Origin of the sequence: Microcystis sp. M169S2 (assembly GCF_020245865.1) — a bacterium.
In the GTDB taxonomy this organism is placed as follows: domain Bacteria; phylum Cyanobacteriota; class Cyanobacteriia; order Cyanobacteriales; family Microcystaceae; genus Microcystis; species Microcystis ichthyoblabe_A.
On sequence record NZ_JADBUB010000054.1, the window covers coordinates 22,597 to 40,321 of the forward strand.

The window sequence follows — 17,725 nt, forward strand, 5'->3', positions numbered from 1 at the left end:
CTTTCTACAGCAATTCTGCTTTTCCCAGCTTTATCTTAGCAATCAACTCATCTATTATCTCAAAAATAGCACCCGAAAAGATGTGGGAGGGTGAATTCATATTTTTAATGGGCAACGCCAATTTTTTGCTCCTGTTTAGGCCCAGAGCTTCTAAACCGCGATCGGTTGTCGGGGAGCATGACGACTAGGGGAGACCACCACGGGAGTGGGCGACACTGCACAGGTTAATTCTAGAGACTGTTCTAAACTAACCACCCGATTGAGTTGTTGCCATTCAGTGCCAAAAGGAGGCATCGCTAGAGCGCAGGCTTTCCAATGAGCTTCGACGGGAACATCTAGTTGTTGACAAGTGCCACCGCGCCGACCTTGGGTTTGATAGTATCGGCAGTATCGACAGGAAGAAGTAAGAAAGTTTGCGGCTTGCATGGTTTGGCTTTAAAAGGAAGATGATTATAAAGAACTCAAGGGATGACTCTCTTTTCGCTCTGTGTAATATTGTCCTACCCTGTGCCAAGGGTATTTTCCTGACTAGCATAGCTAGGACTGATACGCCATATAGTTTTTAGTGATCCCCAAAAAAAATTTTGTTTTTAGAATCTTTTAATAGTTACTTTGCAAAAAGCAGCACTGTCTCAAAACAGAAGAGTTCAACTCAGTTGTGGACGAGGTTATCGGCTCTGGTATCGGCGATAACAAAGCGGGGATCAAGCCTTAGCCGAATAGAATTGATGAATACAGGTTCAATTAAGACAGAAAAGATCGGCCAATTGATTCCCGACTCAAAACCACTCTTTCCACAAGACTATTAAGAAATTGAATCTTTTGCCCCGCCCGACTGGGCAAAACAAAAAGCACAACATTGCCAACGCTCAAGCTCTCCGGAGGGACTGGGAGACTGACAACGAGGACAAATCGGCCAGGACCGGGTTCTATGACGTATTTTCTGGCTCCAACTCTCTAAACCGTCCGGTTGCTGGGGATTTTCTGGCGGTTTTTCCGGGGTGACATAACTAGGATGATCTCTCAGGGATTTAGGTGCGATCGCTTCTGGAGGAATTAACTGACTATCCTGCTGCCAACGGGCGGCAGAAAAGCGGATATCGCTCAGGGGAGTCTCTAACTCACTATTAAGCCGTTTTAATAAGCCATAGCGTTGTAAAGACAATTCCTGGGCTAAAGCGGCGCTACTGGTAGCCACCGATAAAACCCCGCGATTGAGGGAAAAAGGCCGGGTTTGCTCCAGCAGACGGGGATTAATAATTTTCGGCCATAATTGCAGCACTTGATCATACTGGCGATATTCTTCCCAACCCGCCCGTTGAGTGATAACCGCCAAAATCTTGTCAAGAGAATGTAAAGACATAGGGAAAATCTGGGGAATACCACGTTAGACTAGGACGAAAAAACCCGCTAACTTTTCAGCATAACCTTTAATACCCTCATGAAATCCGATCGATCCCCATCCTCCCAAGATTTGCCTCTCTCGATCGTCCATCAACCCAGTTCAGCCATCGATCCCGCTCAGGAACCAGAATACCTAGAAGCTGCTGTCATTAACGTCTATCCCCCAGCTAAAGATATCTTTTTTACCCCTTGGGGTATCCGGGCAATGGTGATCTTTTTAATTGCTAATAGTCTCCTCACTCTCAATCAATGGTTAACCAGCACCACCCCCACCCCGAGGAAAGCTGAGAATTCCCCCCGGGAGCCGCACCAAAATAACTCCCGCCACCTTGATCGATTGATAGCGATCGCTCGTCCAGTAGAGAAAACGCCTCAAACCAGTCTGATCGCTAATATTCCCGCTCCTCCCGTTAAAACTAGACCGATCGCTAACATTCCCGCCCCACCGGTGGTTCAGCCTCCCCCCACCGCTATCAATCCGACTAACGCCCTCTTACCGCCAAATCCGCCACCGTCCCTGATGCCGGCCCATCAATTACCCGTCAGTAAGATCGAGCAATCTTTACCCGTCGCCCCCCCGGATCCCGCTACCCCGCCCGTATCTTCCCTAGTTTCGGCACCACCGCCACCACCGCCCCAAGTCACCCCCGCCCCTTCGACTGCGATCATTAACGAACGAATGTTAGAGGAATTGCGCCAAAGGGAAGAATCACCCGCTAATTTACCCTTTTTTCAACGGGAAAAAGCCCGTCGTCTGGCCGATCAAAACCGACAGGATGCGGCGGAGTTAATGAAACAGTTACCGCCAGAATTACAAGTAGCCCCTTCTCCCAGTAGTCTGGCACCTTCAGAAACAGCCGATCCCCCCCAGTCCCCCGTCCCTAGTTCTATCATTATTGATAGGAGCGGCACTTCGGTAAACTACTAGGGTTGGTATCGGGAGGACGGCAATGGGTTTGTTAGATCGCATGGGCCAAGCAATTCGCGCCCAAGTCAATAGTCTGATTCAGGAAAATCAAGATCCAGAAAAACTGCTGGAAAAGGCGATCTTGGAGATGGAAGGGGAATTGATCCAAATGCGACAAGCCCTGGCGGCAGCTGTCGCTACCCAGAAACGCACCGAGCGCCAACGACAACAACAGGAAAAAGCGGCTCAAACTTGGCACGAACGCGCCCAATTAGCCCTACATCACGGTAACGAGGAACTCGCCCGCCAAGCTCTCAGCCAATGGCAAACCTATCAAAGTCAGATCGCCCCCCTACAAACCTCCCTGCAACAACAGACGGCTATTATACAAAAATTAAAGAAAGAACTCTTGACAATTGAACGCAAATATGCTGAGATGAAAGCACAGAAAAGCCTTTATGTGGCCAGATTGCGATCAGCGAGTGCCAGTCAAAAAGCTCAAGAAATTATGGGCAGTTTGAACAGCGGTCAGATGGGGACTATTTTTGAGAAATTAGAAGCAAAAGTCCTAGAAGCCGAATCCCAAGCCGATTTAATCGGGTATAAAGACCCCTTAGAGCGACAATTCCAAGATTTAGAGGGACAAAAACAAATTGAAGCGGAATTACTCAAGTTAAAACAAGAAAACTTGGATGGGTAATGTGGGAAGTGGGGTGTAGGGTGTGGGGTGTGGGGTGTGGGGTGTAGGGTGTGGGGTGTGGGGTGTGGGGTGTAGGGTGTGGGGTGTGGGGAGAAAAAAGCTGTCTCCTGTCTCCTGACTCTTGACTCCTGACTGTTGACTCCTAACTCCTATCTCCTATCCCCTATCCTAGCTCTCGTGGTTTATATTGGATAATAAGCCGTTAGGCAAGATAGGAAGTTTTAAGAACAGTTAACTGATTTAGTACACACCGAGAGGAACAAGAGCGTCATGGGTTTATTCGATCGCCTTAGCCGAGTTGTCCGAGCTAACCTCAATGATATGGTGAGCAAGGCTGAAGATCCAGAAAAAATGCTGGAGCAAGCTGTCAGTGATATGCAAGAGGATCTAGTACAGGTACGTCAAGCGGTCGCTAGGGCGATCGCTGAACAACGACAAACGGAACAAAAATACAGCAAAGACCAGTCAGAAGCCAATAAATGGGAACAAAGAGCCAAATTAGCCCTTTCTAAAGGGGATGAAAATCTCGCCAGGGAAGCTCTTAAACGCAAGAAAGATTTAACAGAAACCGCCGCCATTCTCAAAAATCAACTGGATCAGCAAACAGTACAGGTAGATAGTCTGAGAAAAAACTTGATTGCGCTCGAAAGTAAGATTTCTGAGGCAAAAACCAAGAAAAATATGTTAGTAGCTCGCTCCAGAGCCGCAAAAGCTAACGAAGAACTCCAAAAAACCCTCGGCAGTATCAATACCAGTAGTTCCATGTCCGCTTTTGAGCGCATGGAAGCAAAAGTTATCGAGTCGGAAGCCCGTGGTCAAGCGATCGGTGAAATCGGTGGTGTCGGCATCGAACAGGAATTCGCTAGACTAGAATCGGGTAGCGATGTGGATGATGAATTAGCAATGCTGAAAGCACAAATGTCTGGCGGAGCACTACCCCCCAGCACAACTTCTAGTCAACCCACTTTACCCCAAGCAACCACCGTCAGGGATTCGGCAGTGGATGCAGAATTAGAGGAATTGCGATCGAAGTTAAAAGAACTGTAAAACTTTGAGAGCGTCGAGACGTACTATCTACGGTACGTCTCTATTTATTAATTTTGTTGTTGAGATAGGGAATATTAATTGCTAGTCATAATTAACCATCACTATTATGCGGGATGATTTATCTAATTTACGTTCCTCAATTATCGAAGTAATTGCCTTACAAAAAAGAGCCGAACAACAGTACAACCAAGCACAAGCTGAAGTTTTAAAATGGGAAGAAAGAGTTAAACTCGCTCTAGATAAAGGTGATGAGTCTCTGGCACGAGAAGCTAATATAAAGAAAAGACATCACATTAATACCGCAAATATTATTAAAAATCAACTGGAAAAACTGAATATCCAAGTTGATAAACTGAAAGAAAAATTGCCAATTTTAGAAAGAAAGATTAACGAAAAAAGTATCGGCAGTATAGATACTATTTACCCTTCAGCTTTTGAGCGCATGGAAGCAAAATTTATGCAGTCAGAAGCCAGTAGTCAAGCTGACGGTGAATTGGTTGACATCGATTCACTAGAAGCGAGTAGCGATGTGGATGATGAATTAGCACTGCTAAAAGCACAAATGTTACTGGGTAAAACTGCCTATCCACCTACCGTCAGGGATTCAGCAGTAGATGCAGAATTAGAGCAATTGCGATCGAAGTTAAAAGAACTGTAAAACTTTGAGATTGTCGAGACGTATTGCAGCCCTTCTCATCAATATGAAGTATAGCCTAATCTGGTATCTAAGACCGAAGACTAGCTAATGTTAACCGTTTTGGCGTTTCCCAGAACGAAAACTTTGTACCTCATCATTATAAAAAAATTCCCAAACAATGCCGCTCAAAACCCTTTAATTCTGAAGATAATCCTAAGATTCAGCCCGAAAAAGAGCCAGAAAGGTGAGGATAGCTAGGATGGAAGTGAAAAGCAATTTTGACTCGAAATTATCCCAGGGGATCGATCGCATTTAACGAAACCCTTACCCCAACAGCATAAGACAAGAGAAGGACTTATTAAGGAGAAACCCAGCCATGAAAATCGGCGTAATCAAAGAAAGTGACCAAGGCGAGGCGCGGGTGGCGCTAGTGCCGGATACCGTCGCCCGTTTAGTCAAGGCGGGATTTGAGGTAATTGTCCAAAATGGGGCGGGAATTAGTGCCAACTTTGCCGATAGTGCCTATAGTGCCGTGGGAGCCGCCCTGAGCGAAAATGGCGAATATATCTATGAAACTGCCGATATTATTCTCAAAGTCGTCCCTCCTAGCGATAGCGAGATCGATCGCCTGAAAGGTGGCGGTATCCTCATCGGCTTTCTCGATCCCCTGCGTCAACCCCGGCGCATTGCCAAATTAGCCGAGCGCGGGATCACCGCTTTGAGCATGGAATTAATTCCCCGCAGTAGTCGCGCCCAGAGTATGGATGCCCTCTCCTCTCAGGCTAACCTCGCCGGTTACAAAGCGGTACTCCTCGCCGCCGTTGAGCTGCCGAAAATGTTCCCGATGATGACTACCGCCGCCGGTACGATCGCCCCCGCCAAAGTGCTGGTATTGGGGGCAGGAGTTGCCGGATTGCAAGCTTGCGCTACCGCCCGCCGTTTGGGGGCAGTGGTGGAGGCTTTTGATATTCGTCCGCAAGTCAAAGAAGAAGTGCAGAGTGTCGGGGCGAAATTTATTGAAATGCCCCTAGAAGAAGATACCGTCGCCGATAACGGTTACGCCAAAGAGGTTTCTCTTAGCACACAGGAGCGCATTTGTCAAGCCTTAGCCGAACCAATTAAGCGGGCTGATGTGGTGATTACCACGGCCCAAGTACCGGGGAAACAGGCCCCGCTGCTAGTCACCAAAGAAATGATCGCGACCATGAAAGCGGGGTCGGTAATCGTTGATTTAGCGGCGGAACAGGGCGGAAATTGCGCCTACACCCAACCGGGACGAGAAATCATCGAAAATGGTGTAAAAATCGTCGGAGCCGTTAATCTTCCTGCCACAGTGGCCACCAATGCTAGCCAGATGTACGCCAAAAACCTGCAAATGCTGCTACAACTTCTAGTCAGCAAAGACGGCAGTTTAAACCTCGATTTTGCCGATGACATCATTGATAGTGCCTGTGTCACCCACGCCGGCGAAATCCGCAACCAACGGATTAAATCCGCCCTCAGTGAACAGTTATCCGCTTTTTAGCTATCAGGAGGCAGGAGGCAGGAGTCAAAAGGCAAAAGGCAGAAGGCGCAGCTTTGTTCTCCCCACACCCCACACCCCACACCCCACACCCCACACCCCACACCCCACACCCCACACCCCACACCCTATCCCCTATTTCTTTAACCAATGACTGCCCAACTTTTAACCGCTTTAGTGGTATTTGTCCTCGCTTCCTTTGTCGGTTTCGAGGTGATCAATAAAGTCCCTCCCACTCTCCATACACCCCTGATGTCGGGAGCGAATGCAATTTCAGGTATTGCCGTTGTCGGTGCGCTCCTCATCGCCGGAGGCACGGATTGGCACGAATTAACCGTAATTTTAGGGTTAATTGCCGTTATTTTGGCGATGGTTAACGTGGTCGGTGGTTTTGTCGTTACCGATCGAATGCTGCAAATGTTCAAGAAAAAAGAGGCTAAATCATGAATAATGCCCTTATCACAGGGATCGAGTTGTCCTATCTACTCGCCGCCATTTTATTTATCATCGGTCTTAAACAATTATCTTCCCCCGCTACCGCCCGTCAAGGCAATTTTCTGGCTGCCATCGGGATGCTAATCGCCATTATTGCCACCTTAATCAATCAAGAAATCCTCAGCTATGGTTTAATCGCCGTGGCGTTGGTGATTGGCTCAATTATCGGCTTGGTTTCGGCGCAAAAAGTCCCGATGACAGCTATGCCCCAAATGGTGGGGATTTTTAACGGTTTAGGCGGTGCTGCCAGCGCTTTAATTGCCATTGGCGAATACTGGCGTTTACTGCAAAGTGGTGAAAATATTGCCTTTGACTCGATACTGATCGCTATTTTGGGTATATTGATCGGCGGTGTCACTTTTACCGGTAGTGTCCTCGCTTTTGCCAAATTACAGGAATTAATCAGTGGCGCGCCCGTAACTTTTCCTTTCCAACAACCCTTTAACATTCTCTTGCTACTCACCTTTTTAGGGGGTAGTGTCTATCTCTTTTTTGATCCCACCTCGATCGATGTTTTCCTGACCTTGGTGGCACTTTCCCTAATTTTCGGGGCTTTATTCGTGCTTCCCATCGGCGGCGGCGATATGCCCGTGGTTATCTCCCTCTTAAACTCTTTTTCGGGACTTGCCGCCAGCGTAGTCGGTTTTATCCTGATGAATAGTATGTTGATCATCGCCGGTGCTTTGGTGGGTGCGTCGGGGATTATCCTGACTCAGATCATGTGTAAAGCCATGAATCGATCGCTGGCTAGTGTACTATTTGGGGCATTTGGTACAGGTGCTAGTGCCGGAGGCGAAGCGAGCGCCACTTCTAGCCTTGATAAATCGGTTCATGCTATTGATTCAGAAGAAGGGGCAATGATGCTCGGTTATGCGCGTTCTGTGGTGATTGTACCCGGTTACGGCATGGCGGTGGCCCAAGCACAACACGCAGTGCGAGAATTGGCTGAACAGTTGGAAAAAAATGGCGTTGAGGTTAAATATGCTATTCACCCCGTGGCGGGAAGAATGCCTGGCCACATGAATGTATTATTGGCCGAAGCTAATGTTCCCTATCCGCAACTCTACGACATGGATGATATTAATCCTGAGTTTGAGCGCGTCGATGTGGCGTTAATTATTGGGGCGAATGATGTGGTTAACCCCGCTGCCCGTCACGATAAAGCTAGTCCGATTTATGGAATGCCGATTCTCGACGTGGATAAGGCACAGCACACGATCGTGATTAAGCGCAGTATGCGATCGGGTTTTGCTGGGGTGGAAAACGAATTATTCTACAATCCCAAAACCTTTATGCTCTTTGGTAGCGCTCAAGATGTGGTAGCACAATTAGTATCACAAGTCAAGGATTTGTCATAATTCTTGACAAATAGGACGGGGTTTTCACCCCGTCTTTTTTTTATCTGATTTTTCAGAGTTTAAAGATAATCCAGAACTAATTCCCCTTTGCTCACTTTTTCGGTAATTAAAGTTCTGACTAACTCTAATTCTTCCAGGGTCACTTTACCATCAGACCTCATAGCTAGGGCGATTCTTTCCCTTTCCCCTTGAGTGATCACGCCATCAACACTAGCCTGTTCGATAATAGCTCGCAACTTTTCTAGTTCCTGATGTTCTTCTGCGGTTAATTCTACTTGATTAGGACGAGATATTTCCATAAAAATTTCTCCTTGAGTGATCAATACAAACTTGATAATTTTTTTCTAAGTAGTAGAAGGCATGGCAGTTATCCCCAGTCAGGATCAGGAATTACGGACGATGCCTAATCAGTTTACACTTCATATTTGCTCGGAAACCCTCTCAACAAATACGTTTGTATTAAGAAACATTAATAAAGCTGAGAGCCTTGACTATTGCCTCTGGTCTATTCCCTTGCCTCACGGTTAACTTTAATTTTGTTCGACCACTTAGAGTTGGCGAATACATTATAGCAGTTATCTTAATGGTGAGAGAAACCCTGTAGTATAACTTTGTGTCTTTGTACTTGAGAAAAAAAAGCTGTCTTGTCCGCTCCAGAAACTAGGTTAATTTAATCAATTCTAGCCCCAAGGCTCGCAATTTTGCCTCTAGCATTTGCCCTCGTTGTTCAGCAGTTTCTGCCCGTTTTTGCACTTGCTTGAGTTTCTTTCCTAACTCTACAAAAGTCAAAAATACCTCGCCATCTGGTTGACAAATCTGACAATCTTCTGCGGATAAAAGAGGACTAAACCAATTATCCATCACCTCGATAATTTCTAGGTTAGACTTCCTAGCTTGCCAATCGCTAAGATGATTGCGAACGGGATCGTAAAGATAGTATCCCACGACTCCGTATTTCTCATATAGCGGTGTGCAGTCGTATGAGGTACAGTGTCACGAGCTATAAACCATGCTAGGCAAAGCTTGGTCTGTATCTCACTCAAGCGCTTACCGCTATAGACATCTAACTTTTTGATCATTTCTTTCCAAGATACGGTTCCGAATGGGAGGGGATGGGGGCGACTCTATTCTCGACCCCTAATAATTTCCCTGTTACTATCATTTTTATTTAGCCGACGGCTGACCGCTTCAAGATCACTGATCACTAAAATCACCGCGACGTTGGATCAGATCTGAGGGGCTAAGATTGGAGACGAAATTGCGGAAAGCTTGACGTTCCTCTTCATCTGCGTCACGATCAACAGGAATAGAAGCAGAAGCGATCACTTCTTCCATTACCCAGATGGGACTGTTGGTACGCAGGGCAATAGCGATCGCATCACTGGGACGACAATCGATTTCTTTTTTGACTTCGCCGCGCTGGAGACAGAGAACAGCATAAAAAGTATTGTCTTGGAGAGAATGGATGATAATCTTTTCTAAATCCATGTCCCAAGCTTTAAAAATATTAGCGATCAAATCGTGGGTAAGAGGACGAGGGGGTCTTTGTTGTTCGAGGACGGTGATAATAGCCTTAGCCTGATCTTGTCCGATGTAGATAGGTAGGGCGCGACGCTCGGAACCATCCTTCAGCAGTACAATGGGACTGCGAGTGATAGCGTCTAGGGCAATTCCAGCGACTTTCATTTCGATCATGACTAATGGCTTCTCCAAGATAGAGATTCAGCTAGGGAAGGAGTGGGAAAGCAACCTGAATAATATAGTGCTTCGTTACACTCACAGTATGCCCTAAGATGGCAGGGATTAGCCTTATCTTTAATGAAAAAAATACATCAGCTGCCGTCAGGCTTGAATCAGTGATCAGTAATCAGTATTCTCCGAGTCGGGAGTCAGTATTCAGGAGATTGCTTTTATTTATTCTCCCCACACCCCACACCCGTTCGGACCTCGGCGTGAGCTCGGTCGAACGCTGAGCTCACGGCCGAAGCCTACACCCCACACCCTACACCCCACTTCCCCACTAAATTACTTAATTTGTGCTACGATAATAGTTTTGGGATAAATTTAAATAGGAGCAGACTGTTTGTATGTCTCGTTATAGAGGACCGCGCTTGCGCGTTGTGCGTCGTTTAGGGGAATTACCCGGCTTAACCCGTAAAAATGCCCGTCGTGCCTATGCACCGGGGCAACATGGCCAGGCCCGCAAAAAACGTTCAGAATATGCCATTCGTCTAGAAGAAAAACAAAAACTGCGTTTTAACTACGGTGTCAGCGAAAAACAATTAGTTCGCTATGTCCGCAAAGCTCGCCGGGCTACTGGTTCCACTGGTCAAGTGCTGCTGCAACTCTTAGAAATGCGTCTGGATAATACCGTTTTCCGTCTCGGTATGGCCGGGACAATTCCGGGGGCGCGACAATTAGTCAATCACGGTCACGTCACCGTTAACGGTAGAGTTGTGGATATTGCCAGTTATCAGTGCCGTCCGGGTGATGTGATTGGAGTTAGAAATCAAGAGCGTTCCCAGGATCTCGTCAAAAGAAATATGGAATACCCCGGTTTAGCCAACCTGCCGAGTCATTTGGAATTTGACAAAAACACCCTTGTGGGCAAAGTGAATGGCGTTGTGGAAAGAGAATGGATTGCCCTCTCGATTAATGAACTGTTAGTAGTGGAATACTACTCTCGGAAAGTCTAGGAAAAAAGCCTTTTCCAGATACCTTGAGGACGCAATTGGCAGCGTCCTTATTTTATTGGTTAAATTTAGTGTTTTTGAATGTATATAGGGTTTGCTGAATAATGGTAAAACCCTTTTAAAATAAAGCTTTTGACCTGTTAAAGTCCGATGTTAGTGCAAGAAAATAGGATTGGGACGTTCAAAAACCTTGCATTATCCTTCTTGTAGTACATTGCTTGGTACAAAAAACAAGGGCAACAAAGCCTGAAACGACCGGCTCCTGACGACCGGCTACTGACTCCTACCCCCAGGAAAAACTTTTTCAGCAGACCCTATATAGGGTCTGCTGAATATCAGTGTAACCCTTGCTAGAAAACGGTTTTGGCACTTTTTTAGCCCAAAAAGTGCCAGAAACAAACGTGGAGAAATCGCTCCGAGGGACTCAAAACCCTGGCACTTTCCAGAGGCGAACCCAAAGGGTTGCGCTTTAGCTGATCAAATAAATCCAGTTTGTCTATCACAAGTTATCGTTCCGCCAATAATAATCAACATTTGGAGATAATATCTTTTTAAGAACCAATAAATCTCACTTTTTCTACCCCTTCAATCATCTCTAAAGCCAATTGTGCAGAGGTAAATGAGCTACTATTGTCCACTTGTTCTTTAATCCTGTCAGTAAGTGAATTGATATCTATAACTCTTTTTTCTATAACTCTTTTTTCTGAATCTTTCCAAGGAATATTAACAACCTTTTTGTCAATTGACTGACCTTCTAGGTTTTTCAATTTTTTGTAAAACTTTTTAGTCTTATCATCCCAGTCTAGTCCGAAATGTAAGGTTTCTGGTTTTTGGTGAATATCTACTGTTTTGATTTCTCCCTTAAATAAACAAATTAAAACATTAGCAGAAAGACGTTCCATCCGTAGTAATTCAATCTTCTTGTCTTCATCAACAGGTTGATCATTATTAACAACTTCATTATAACCATCAACGAGTAAACCTGGCCAACCTGACACCACATCTGAACGGAGTAAGAAACCAGTTACTATGGGGTAATTGTTAACAGCAAGATTTGTTTTATTTTCTTGATCATGTTTATGATCTGATGTAGTTACTCGACCAATACTAAATGCTCCATCTAATAAGCATTCTATCCAAAGGGAATCAAGATAGAAGAAACGAATTGATTCTACAGGTAACATAAGTTCATCGGGAACGAGATAATTAAAGGGTACACCTTTAAGAAGACTTAAATCTTCAAACCAATTATAAATACTCTCAGGAAGTTCTGTATTAGGTTGATTATAAACAGGTAAATGAGTTGCTATATTTTGTAAGTTTTGTCTATGAGCGCGTTTCCAATTATAGAGACTAACGGATAAATTTTTACTCTGTAAAGCGAGTAATCTTCCTAATTCCCAAGCGGCAGAGTATGAAAGATCAAACATACCATTATCAGGATTATATATGATTAATTCATCTGCGGTACGAATGGGTAAGGTGATGTTATTGTTAGGGTTGTTTCCCGTAATTAAAGGACTATGATACCAAGAGAAGGTTTTCCCTCCTTGTCGTAAAAAATGGGGTAAGGGAATATAACCCATAGATAGATATTTTTCCGCTTCAGTATTATTAACTTGAGGCAATCTTAGGGTACTAGGTTCTCGGTTAAGATGGGTCAAAAGTCCTTTAAAACTTTGCTTTTCATCAATACAAGAAAAACTCCAACTTTTTAGACTAACTAAACGAATCTTATCATTATCTCCTGCTCCCTGAAAATCAAAACCGTTATTATTATAACGTCCTTCTAAAGAAACCAGATGGACGATACTTCTGCCACTTTTTTGAGGAAGTCTATTACAAATAATAACGGCTAATTCATCGCCGATTAACTTATCTTGCTCATCTGTTCCTTGACGAACATGAGCAAGATAAGTTAAGTCTTCTTTAGTGGGTAAAATTTTTTCTAATAACTCTTTTTTGACATCAATAATTATTACTTTATCGTCTTCATGTTGTCCACTTTCTAGGGTAAAATTGGGAAATTTAGCGGGATAAATATTAATATCTTTTAAGGTTTTTAGGGTAATAATTTGAGTTTCTGGTGCTTCCGTTTCTTCAAATAATAATACAGTTAACCAAGGAATATTATTATTGTTAGAAATAGCCTGACGTTCCCAAGGTAAAATACTACGGTTTAAGATAATATGGGGTAAAACGTTAGAATGTTCTCCTAAGCTACCATCAGGGGGAAATACAGCGTGGATGTCTGTAGGTTTTAAGTCAAATCTTTCTGCACCTACAGAAAATTTTCTAGTAATCCGAAAGGAGTTATTTGCTGTAATTTTTTCCTCTTTTATTTCTTGTGTAATAGTAATCTCATAATCACCATCTTTTAAAGCTGGTTGATGATACTGAATAAATTCAATTTTAGTGGGTTCATTTGTGGTAGTTTCTGGCATTTTTGACTCCTTTAATAATAATTAATTAACTAAAACTCCAATTTTAGGTGAACCTAATAAATTGTTGGCAATTGTTGCACTGAGATCAATTTCTTCACTGTTTAAATTGAATGCTTTTAGTAAATTTTCTCTGGTGTTGTTGACTGCATTATCTACAATAGTGCTACTAATGTCTTTAGTAGTTTCCTCATGAAAAGTGCCAATTGTCTGCCAATGACAAGCATTATTAATTTGAGTAGTGCTAAATTGTAATTCACGGCGATTAATGGCTTGAGTTGCTCCTGGTTCTGGTTGTTTTTTAGGTTTAATTTCTAATCCAGATAGGGTATTTTCAATAAATTGATTACCATTCAAACTAGGGGTTAAAGATTCGCCCCAAAGTGCGATGGGAACTTTTTTAAATAGGGGAATACAAGTAAAATCTTTGTCAAATTCTTCTGAACTTAGAGACTTGCCATCTCTAGTTATACTAATCGTTAAATCTGAGGTTAATTGCTCCGATTTGACTTCCATTGGACTGATGCCAAATTGGGTATTACTTTCCGCGATTTGGATTTGATCGTCTTGAAGAGTTATATCTTTAGTATAGACAGCTTTCTTAGCAGGAATGACTGAATTAGTGACTAAGCAGAAATCTTTAGGATTAATGATCCCTAAATCTGTTTTATCATCTTGATTAACTTTTCTGACTAAACCCTCTTGAACAGTAATACTACAAATAGCATCAGCAGCAGGGAGAAAAGAGGTTTTAAACTCATTCCAGTCAATGGCTTTGGGTGCTTGCGAGGCACTGCTACCAAAGCTCACATCAAAAGAGATAATCCAAAGATGAATATGGGCAATACCTGTAAATTCGGGTCCCCAGATGTGTAAATCTGCCCCTAATTGAACAGTAATATGATGGGTTCCAAAAAAGTGAAAAGTATAGGACACTCCCATATCAACATAGATAGAAATATCGTAGTGATAGGGTTTCCAAGACATGAGAAAATCTGCCCCGGCGTTGAACCAAGCACTCAGAGGACCACTATTCCAAGTAGCTTGGAGGTGTCCCCCGGCCATGATAGCGGAAGGAGTCAAGGCAAAATAAGCATCTGCTTTGAGGTAAAGTTCACTGCTAACTTGCCAATTAAGCCCAAGGCGAGGTACTTTCGGGTAATGGTCTGGGACTTTAAAGAGGGGATGATAACCCCCTAAAGTGAGGACAAAATCCCCCTCATGGACGTTAGGGGCAAACCAACCATAAAAGGCAAAACCTCCGGTGAGATGACAAGCTTGGGAAAGGATATAAGAGTTAGGAGTAAGTTGGGCAATAACGCCGATAAATCCTTCGGCGGGCAGAAAACTGGCTTTGAGGGCTAGTTGTACTTGGGCAACCGGGGAGACTCCTGGGCCTGGATTGGGGGGGGCGATGAGGGTGGCTAAACCAAGGAGATTAAGTTCAAAACGATTACCAAAGGCGACGGTAAGCAGGAGAAAAGAATCAATCAGTTTAAAAGAGGTGAATTTAATGCCGATGGCGAGGAATATTTGCCCAGTTTCGGGGGGGATATAGTCTCGGAGTTTGGTTAGTTCTCCTGTGAGTCGGGCGGCTTGGTCTGAGTTAGAACCCTCAGCCGGAGGAGGGTTAACCGCTTCGGCGACGAGGGGGAAGGTGGCAACTTGGTCAATGGTGGGGACTTTGAGGGCGCGGTTATAGCCAAAGCCGGCGGCTAACCCGGTGACGAAGAAGAAGGAGGGTCCACCGATGGGGTAGTCGAGGAGGGCGTAGATAAAGAGGGAGGGATGTCCTTCAAAATAAGCATAGGACCCAATGGCGGAAAGTTTGAGGGCTTTGCCTTTGACGTTAAATTTGATAACGGCGGCACCGTCGTATTCGTCTATGCCGTTTCGGGTAGTTCTGAGGAATGCGCCTCCTATTTCTAGGGTGTCGCTGCCTTTGTAGTCGATGCCGATGCCTTTAAGGTCAAATTTGGGGTCAAATTGATTGAGGGGGGAGTTAACGCCAAGTCCATCGAGGGAGAGGGAAAGTCCAGTTAGGTTAAGACTAGCATCTAATAAAACCCAGATTTTTGAGTCTTGGTATTTCAGACCAATTCTTTGAAAGTGGACGGGACCCAAGCTTTTTTGCAGTGTAAACCATTTGGTACTATCACTAATTGGGGTGGGAGTAGAGGAAGGGGTGACGACTGGGGGAGAAAGGTTATTATCCCGTGGGGGGGTTGTTCCTTCTATTTGACCCGTCTGTTTATTGATGGTGATGGGGAGTTCTAATTGTTGGATTTCGCTTCCGAATTGAAGCGAGGGGATAAGGTCGAGACGTTGGTTAATATCGGTGGTGGGTAGTTTAATGCCTCCGTCGGTGTATAAAGTGTTTAAGGTTTGTAGTTCTGGGGCTGTAAAATTCGCTTTAGTTACTAAGACTTGTAGGGAAATTTTCAGGGTTTCATTGGGAGGAAATTCCCGTCCAACTAAGGGCAGGTTAGAGAGGTTAATGCCACCACCAATATTTAAACCAAAGAGAAAGTTAGTTAAGCTTTGTTGTTTAGCATACACAAATAGGGCATCTTTGAGGCTTATTTCTAGCCCTTCGGGAATTTCATCTTTGAGTTGGGGGTCAAGATAACCAATTAAGTCCTTAATTTTGACCGTTTTTTCATCGTGGTAAGCGGCGAGGAAATTAGTAGAGGTTTTATCCGCATCGAAAATGAGAGCAAATTTTAAGCTACCAATGGTGATATGTCCATCAAAGTGTTTTTTATAAGAGCCGTCTTGTTGTTGGGTAATATTAATATTGACTGTAATATCTACTTCTTGATTATTAATGGGAAATTTGGACTCGCAGGTAAAGGTAAAATCTTTAGTTTTTGTATTAAATGAGAGTCCGAAATTTTCAATAATTAAGTCTGATACAGATGAAGGTAGGGTTGTATCAGTACCGAATAAATTAGTAATATCATTTATTAGGTTTCTAATCGGAATTTTTTGTCCATATCCTGTACTTCCTTGAAAATACCAACCATTGTCATTTTGATAATTAGCGAGGAGAAATAATTCAACTCCTGCGTTAATTAGGGTAAGTGTACTACTGAGTCTAACATCCGAAAAAGATTGATTTTGGTATTCAATCCAGAAAGCAATATTATTAATAACTAATCCCTGAATAATAGTTAAATGTCCTGATGCTGCCGCTTGAAATGAATAGGATTCTTCCCCTTTTTTAACATTAGCATAAACTTCAAGGTCATAAATTTTGAGTTCATCATCCCCTGGTAAAGTAATTCCTCTTGCTAAAGTATTAATGACCTCATTAACATCAATCTCGCTACCTTGTTCTAATTGTGCTTGTAATATCTTCTCTGGCAATAAAATGGATGTTTCTAAAAAAATTGAACCTATTTTCAATTCTGCAAACAGATAAATACCAATATTTTCTTTTTGAGGTTTTGTAGGGTTGTTTATTGTAAAAACTGCACCCACTTTTTCTAACTCAAGTGTCTTGGGAATAATCGTCCAATCAAGAGAAAAACTGATACCAAATTGTATATTAACTAGCTGTTGAGTAACAGGATTTAAAACAGCACTGACGCTATCTAGAGAAAATGTTGCATTGCCAAGTGATATTTCTATATCAAGTAAGTTGCTTGGATCGTTATTATCAGTAAATCCTGATAAATCATTGAGATTGTTTATGACAGGTTTTGGTTTCGCTAAATCTAAGTAAAATGATAGTAAATATTGTTCTTTCCCGTAAAGTGGCATGATTACAGGAATTGTTAATTTACAGGTTTTAAATTCGGTAACTAATTCTACTTGAGTTAAAAATAGATAGGATGGAGTATTATTAGGAATGGAATATACAAAAGATTTTAGCCTAACAGCTATATCAAGGGTAAAAATCCCAAAGGATAAAGGCGTTAAAATCTTTGCTGTCAGATTTAAGATGGGAAGTTGTTTATTATCAACAGTTTGAAAATTAATGTTGCCACTTAATTTTACTTCTCCTGTTGTCATCCAAGCAATTCTTTCCAATGGTCCTATTGCTTGTAAATCAGCATCAAAATCAACAGAATCAACCTCTTGAGATTGAATAGTAAAGACACAGTTTTTAATGATAACTTGATTAATCGGTAAAGTGGGTTGATTTGCCAGTTCACTGAAGCTATCAGCAAAATGATAACTTTCTGGCATTTTTGTCTCTATAGTGAATTCAACAACATCGTTATGAATAAAAAAGGTAATTTTTGCCTCTATAGTTGAGGTGTTTTTATACAGAAAGAAATTTTGCGTATCTAAACTGAGTTGATAAATTACCTGTTCATTTTCAATAGTCGCTGTATCACCATTAACAAGTTGCAATGACCCCGTTATATTTCCCAAAAAATAGGTATTAATTACTGAATTAATCTTGGGAGAATTGAGGTCGTTGTTTTGAGATGATAAAGCAATAATGTTATTGCTGATATACCGATCTATTTGAGTTTTGACATCTGAACTATTCATGTGCTTATGTTGTTT

At 43.1% G+C, this 17,725-nt stretch carries 16 protein-coding genes; 9 read left to right on the top strand and 7 right to left on the bottom strand.

Annotation, left to right across the window (positions count from 1 at the left end; all coding sequences use genetic code 11):
• Positions 1–150 precede the first annotated feature (150 nt).
• The gene (locus tag IM485_RS06070) at positions 151–426 is read right to left on the bottom strand and encodes a hypothetical protein (protein ID WP_052276295.1); all 276 of its coding nucleotides are present in this window, start codon (positions 424–426) and stop codon (positions 151–153) included.
• A gap of 379 nt (positions 427–805) precedes the next feature.
• Positions 806–1,363, bottom strand: coding sequence for a DciA family protein (locus tag IM485_RS06075; protein WP_104396820.1), 558 nt, complete (start codon positions 1,361–1,363; stop codon positions 806–808).
• A gap of 78 nt (positions 1,364–1,441) precedes the next feature.
• Here IM485_RS06075 and IM485_RS06080 point away from each other — a divergent pair, with 78 nt between their 5' ends.
• The 8 genes from IM485_RS06080 (at position 1,442) to IM485_RS06115 (ending at position 8,070) form a co-directional block, all read left to right on the top strand.
• Positions 1,442–2,332, top strand: coding sequence for a hypothetical protein (locus tag IM485_RS06080; RefSeq protein ID WP_287741938.1), 891 nt, complete (start codon positions 1,442–1,444; stop codon positions 2,330–2,332).
• A 22-nt stretch (positions 2,333–2,354) separates the two neighbouring features.
• On the top strand, positions 2,355–3,011 hold the full coding sequence (locus IM485_RS06085) for a PspA/IM30 family protein (RefSeq protein ID WP_287741940.1): 657 nt from the start codon (positions 2,355–2,357) through the stop codon (positions 3,009–3,011).
• Positions 3,012–3,281: 270 nt separating this feature from the next.
• On the top strand, positions 3,282–4,058 hold the full coding sequence (locus tag IM485_RS06090) for a PspA/IM30 family protein (RefSeq protein ID WP_287741943.1): 777 nt from the start codon (positions 3,282–3,284) through the stop codon (positions 4,056–4,058).
• Between the two features lie 106 nt (positions 4,059–4,164).
• Entirely contained in the window at positions 4,165–4,716 is a 552-nt protein-coding gene (locus IM485_RS06095) for a PspA/IM30 family protein (RefSeq protein WP_287741946.1), read from the top strand.
• 355 nt (positions 4,717–5,071) lie between these two features.
• Complete coding sequence (locus tag IM485_RS06100) at positions 5,072–6,220, top strand: Re/Si-specific NAD(P)(+) transhydrogenase subunit alpha (protein ID WP_287741948.1); 1,149 nt, start codon at positions 5,072–5,074, stop codon at positions 6,218–6,220.
• The gene (locus tag IM485_RS06105) at positions 6,198–6,371 is read left to right on the top strand and encodes a hypothetical protein (RefSeq protein WP_287741951.1); all 174 of its coding nucleotides are present in this window, start codon (positions 6,198–6,200) and stop codon (positions 6,369–6,371) included. The genes IM485_RS06100 and IM485_RS06105 overlap by 23 nt, the downstream gene beginning before the upstream one ends.
• A complete protein-coding gene (locus tag IM485_RS06110; protein WP_002733247.1) occupies positions 6,368–6,664 on the top strand; it encodes an NAD(P) transhydrogenase subunit alpha part 2 in 297 nt (98 codons plus the stop codon). Before IM485_RS06105 ends, IM485_RS06110 begins: the two co-directional genes overlap by 4 nt.
• Complete coding sequence (locus IM485_RS06115; RefSeq protein ID WP_002757688.1) at positions 6,661–8,070, top strand: NAD(P)(+) transhydrogenase (Re/Si-specific) subunit beta; 1,410 nt, start codon at positions 6,661–6,663, stop codon at positions 8,068–8,070. Before IM485_RS06110 ends, IM485_RS06115 begins: the two co-directional genes overlap by 4 nt.
• A gap of 59 nt (positions 8,071–8,129) precedes the next feature.
• Here the strand turns inward: IM485_RS06115 and IM485_RS06120 are convergent, their stop codons facing one another.
• From IM485_RS06120 to IM485_RS06130, 3 genes are all read right to left on the bottom strand, one after another.
• Positions 8,130–8,369, bottom strand: coding sequence for a hypothetical protein (locus IM485_RS06120; protein WP_046661150.1), 240 nt, complete (start codon positions 8,367–8,369; stop codon positions 8,130–8,132).
• 361 nt (positions 8,370–8,730) lie between these two features.
• Positions 8,731–9,015: a hypothetical protein gene (locus IM485_RS06125; RefSeq protein WP_287741954.1), complete on the bottom strand. Its 285-nt coding sequence runs from the start codon at positions 9,013–9,015 to the stop codon at positions 8,731–8,733.
• Positions 9,016–9,264: 249 nt separating this feature from the next.
• Positions 9,265–9,765 (bottom strand): bifunctional nuclease family protein, encoded by a 501-nt coding sequence (locus IM485_RS06130; protein WP_002736902.1) that lies wholly within the window; start codon positions 9,763–9,765, stop codon positions 9,265–9,267.
• A 392-nt stretch (positions 9,766–10,157) separates the two neighbouring features.
• Here IM485_RS06130 and rpsD point away from each other — a divergent pair, with 392 nt between their 5' ends.
• Positions 10,158–10,766, top strand: a complete 609-nt coding sequence (rpsD, locus tag IM485_RS06135; protein WP_002737433.1) for a 30S ribosomal protein S4 — start codon at positions 10,158–10,160, stop codon at positions 10,764–10,766.
• 548 nt (positions 10,767–11,314) lie between these two features.
• Here the strand turns inward: rpsD and IM485_RS06140 are convergent.
• Together IM485_RS06140 and IM485_RS06145 are read right to left on the bottom strand one after the other, a co-directional pair.
• The gene (locus IM485_RS06140; RefSeq protein WP_287741956.1) at positions 11,315–13,207 is read right to left on the bottom strand and encodes a hypothetical protein; all 1,893 of its coding nucleotides are present in this window, start codon (positions 13,205–13,207) and stop codon (positions 11,315–11,317) included.
• A 21-nt stretch (positions 13,208–13,228) separates the two neighbouring features.
• On the bottom strand, positions 13,229–17,710 hold the full coding sequence (locus tag IM485_RS06145) for a DUF6603 domain-containing protein (RefSeq protein WP_287741958.1): 4,482 nt from the start codon (positions 17,708–17,710) through the stop codon (positions 13,229–13,231).
• Between the last annotated feature and the right edge of the window lie 15 nt (positions 17,711–17,725).

Excerpts from the sequence above, each read along its gene's own strand:
- IM485_RS06070 (WP_052276295.1), bottom strand. The coding sequence starts at position 426 with ATGCAAGCCGCAAACTTTCTTACTTCTTCCTGTCGATACTGCCGATAC.
- IM485_RS06130 (WP_002736902.1), bottom strand. The coding sequence starts at position 9,765 with ATGATCGAAATGAAAGTCGCTGGAATTGCCCTAGACGCTATCACTCGC.
- IM485_RS06075 (WP_104396820.1), bottom strand. The coding sequence starts at position 1,363 with ATGTCTTTACATTCTCTTGACAAGATTTTGGCGGTTATCACTCAACGG.
- IM485_RS06140 (WP_287741956.1), bottom strand. The coding sequence starts at position 13,207 with ATGCCAGAAACTACCACAAATGAACCCACTAAAATTGAATTTATTCAG.
- IM485_RS06115 (WP_002757688.1), top strand. The coding sequence starts at position 6,661 with ATGAATAATGCCCTTATCACAGGGATCGAGTTGTCCTATCTACTCGCC.
- IM485_RS06090 (WP_287741943.1), top strand. The coding sequence starts at position 3,282 with ATGGGTTTATTCGATCGCCTTAGCCGAGTTGTCCGAGCTAACCTCAAT.
- IM485_RS06120 (WP_046661150.1), bottom strand. The coding sequence starts at position 8,369 with ATGGAAATATCTCGTCCTAATCAAGTAGAATTAACCGCAGAAGAACAT.
- IM485_RS06110 (WP_002733247.1), top strand. The coding sequence starts at position 6,368 with ATGACTGCCCAACTTTTAACCGCTTTAGTGGTATTTGTCCTCGCTTCC.
- IM485_RS06085 (WP_287741940.1), top strand. The coding sequence starts at position 2,355 with ATGGGTTTGTTAGATCGCATGGGCCAAGCAATTCGCGCCCAAGTCAAT.
- IM485_RS06080 (WP_287741938.1), top strand. The coding sequence starts at position 1,442 with ATGAAATCCGATCGATCCCCATCCTCCCAAGATTTGCCTCTCTCGATC.
- rpsD (WP_002737433.1), top strand. The coding sequence starts at position 10,158 with ATGTCTCGTTATAGAGGACCGCGCTTGCGCGTTGTGCGTCGTTTAGGG.
- IM485_RS06100 (WP_287741948.1), top strand. The coding sequence starts at position 5,072 with ATGAAAATCGGCGTAATCAAAGAAAGTGACCAAGGCGAGGCGCGGGTG.
- IM485_RS06145 (WP_287741958.1), bottom strand. The coding sequence starts at position 17,710 with ATGAATAGTTCAGATGTCAAAACTCAAATAGATCGGTATATCAGCAAT.
- IM485_RS06095 (WP_287741946.1), top strand. The coding sequence starts at position 4,165 with ATGCGGGATGATTTATCTAATTTACGTTCCTCAATTATCGAAGTAATT.